Origin of the sequence: Tepidimonas sp. (assembly GCF_036825565.1) — a bacterium.
Classification (GTDB): Bacteria; Pseudomonadota; Gammaproteobacteria; order Burkholderiales; family Burkholderiaceae_C; genus Tepidimonas.
On sequence record NZ_DAISXZ010000128.1, the window covers coordinates 1 to 2,435 of the forward strand.

General features: G+C 72.3%; 3 protein-coding genes. 2 read left to right on the forward strand and 1 reads right to left on the reverse strand.

Features of this window, described 5'->3' with window-relative positions:
* The first annotated feature begins 56 nt into the window (after positions 1-56).
* Positions 57-911, forward strand: coding sequence for a fumarylacetoacetate hydrolase family protein (locus V7026_RS11335; protein ID WP_068607544.1), 855 nt, complete (start codon positions 57-59; stop codon positions 909-911).
* A gap of 34 nt (positions 912-945) precedes the next feature.
* Here V7026_RS11335 and V7026_RS11340 read toward each other — a convergent pair whose 3' ends face one another.
* Positions 946-1,443, reverse strand: a complete 498-nt coding sequence (locus tag V7026_RS11340; RefSeq protein WP_443082363.1) for a MarR family winged helix-turn-helix transcriptional regulator — start codon at positions 1,441-1,443, stop codon at positions 946-948.
* Between the two features lie 125 nt (positions 1,444-1,568).
* On the opposite strand from V7026_RS11340, the gene V7026_RS11345 reads away from it, so the two are divergent.
* The gene (locus tag V7026_RS11345) at positions 1,569-2,330 is read left to right on the forward strand and encodes a type 1 glutamine amidotransferase (RefSeq protein ID WP_334155483.1); all 762 of its coding nucleotides are present in this window, start codon (positions 1,569-1,571) and stop codon (positions 2,328-2,330) included.
* Positions 2,331-2,435 lie beyond the last annotated feature (105 nt).

Sequence of the window (2,435 nt, forward strand, 5' to 3'; positions counted from 1 at the left end):
GTTCAAGGGGGGCTGGCGGGGATCGTGTCAGAATCGACGGCGAAGGAGCCACGCAGATGAAACTGTTCCGTCATGGGGCCCCCGGCAACGAGCGCCCGGGTTTGCTGGATGCGCAAGGGGTGCGCCGTGACCTGTCCGGGGTGATCGGCGATCTGGCCCCGCACACGCTGGGGCCCGATGCCCAGGCCCGGCTGGCGCGCCTCGACCCCGCCCGGCTGCCCGAGGTGGACCCGGCCGAGCGGCTGGGGCCCTGCGTCGGGCAGATCGGCAATGTGATCGCCATCGGCCTCAATTATGCCGACCACGCGGCCGAAGCCGGTCTGCCCATCCCGAAGCAGCCCATCGTCTTCAGCAAACACACGGCCGCGGTGAGCGGGCCGCACGACGACGTGTGGTTGCCGCCGGGGGCGCACAAGCTGGATTGGGAGGTCGAGCTGGCGGTCGTCATCGGCCAGCCGGCGTGGCATGTGCCGCCCGAAGCGGCGCTGCAACACGTGGCGGGCTACTGTCTGGCCAACGACGTGTCCGAGCGCGCCCATCAGATCGAGATGGAAGGGCAGTGGATCAAGGGCAAGAGCTACCCCACGCATTGTCCCCTGGGGCCCTGGCTGGTGACGGCCGACGAGATCCCCGATCCGCAGGCGGTGGACCTGTGGTTGGACGTCAACGGGGTGGCGCGCCAGCGGGGCAACACCCGCACCATGATCTTTGGCGTGGCGCAGATCGTCAGCTACCTCAGCCGCTTCATGCGGCTGCTGCCGGGCGATGTGATCCTCACCGGTACGCCCCCCGGTGTGGGCATGGGCCAGCGTCCGCCGGTGTACCTGCAGGCGGGTGATGTCGTCACGCTGGGCAGCCCCGTGCTGGGCGAACAGCGACAGCGCATCGTCGCGGCGCCCGTGCCGGCCTGAACGGCCACCCCCGGCCCCCGGCTAGGCGGGGCGTTCAGGCGTCGGGTCCCAGGTAGATTTTGCGCAGCAGCCGGATCAGGGTGGCGCGTTCCCCGGCGTCCAGGTGGGTGACGTCGGAGGTTTCCAGCGCGCCCACCTGCGCCTGCGCCTGCGCCTGCACTTCGGCCCCCTGCGGCGTCACATACAGCCCCTGCGCCCGGCGATCCGTGGGGTGACCGCGTTTTTCCACCCAGCCCCGCCGTTCCAGCGCCCGCACCAGCCCCACCAGATTGGGCGGCAGGATGTCCAGCGCCGCGCAGACCTGCCGAGAGGTGATGCCCGGGTTGTGCGCGATGACGGTCAGCACCGAAAAGTCCACCACCCGCAAGCCAAACGGGGCCAGCCGCTGCAGCACATGGCCGATGATGGCCAGCGCCGCGCGGCGCGCGTTGTAGCCGATCAGCGACTCCAGAAAACGCGTGTCCACGCGCGGGGCGTCGGCGGCGTTTTCGCCGGAGGGCGGGGAGGGTAGCGGGGTATCCACGGCCGGGATGTTAGCGCGACTGGGCGCGCAGCCCGGACTGGGGTGCCCCGCCGGGGTGGTCCGCCGCGCGGGGCGGGCAATGGCACCTGCCAACCGCCAGGGACGGGTCCGTGGCGGCTACCATGCCGGCCACCATGACCGATGCGCTCTCGTCCCCTGCCGCCGCCAGCGCGGCCCGCGCCGACGTGCTGGTGCTGCAGCACACGCTGGAAGATCCACCCGGCTACCTGGCCACGTGGCTGGACGCCGTCGGTGCGCGCTGGGACGTGTTCTGCGCCGAGGCCGGGCAGGCCTATCCGGACTCGGTGGCCAGCTACCGGGCGTTGGCGGTCATGGGCGGGGAGTGGAGCGCCAACGACGAGCGCGCGAGCCTGCGCCACGCCGAGGCGCTGATCCGCGAGGCCGACACAGCGGGCATCCCGGTGTTGGGGCATTGCCTAGGCGCGCAGCTGCTGGCGCGCGCGCTGGGCGGGCGGGTCGAGCGCCTGCCGAGGCCGGAAATTGGCTGGCTGCCGATCCGGCACGATGGCAGCGCCGCGGCGCGCGAGTGGCTGGGCGAGGCGCCCGCCCCGTTGGTTTACCAGTGGCACTACGACGGCGTGGTGGGGTTGCCACCGCGCGCCGAAGTGCTGGCTGCTTCGGACGCCTGCGCGGTGCAGGCCTTCGCGCTCGGGCCGCATCTGGGGATGCAGTTCCACATCGAGATCACGCCGCTGAAGATCGAGAGCTGGCTGGCCCACCCAGGCGAGGTGTACCCGGGCGCGGTCGGCGCGCACCCGCAGACGGTGCAGGCGCCGGCGGCGATGCGCGCCGCCACCGCCGCTCACCAGGCCGCGAGCTACCGTCTGGCCGACCGCATTTACGGCGCGTGGCGGCGGCGCTGGCGGGTGGCCTAGCCGAGCGCGCGCTCGACCATCTCGCAGCGCCAAGCCTGCTCGGGCCAAACCCAGCGGTCGAAGGCCGCGCCGACGTCGCCGTTCCACGCGGCGTCATGCCGGCCC

What these genes read in the sequence shown, in the direction of transcription:
- V7026_RS11345 (WP_334155483.1), top strand. Translation starts at nt 1,569, where the DNA reads ATGACCGATGCGCTCTCGTCCCCTGCCGCCGCCAGCGCGGCCCGCGCC.
- V7026_RS11335 (WP_068607544.1), top strand. Translation starts at nt 57, where the DNA reads ATGAAACTGTTCCGTCATGGGGCCCCCGGCAACGAGCGCCCGGGTTTG.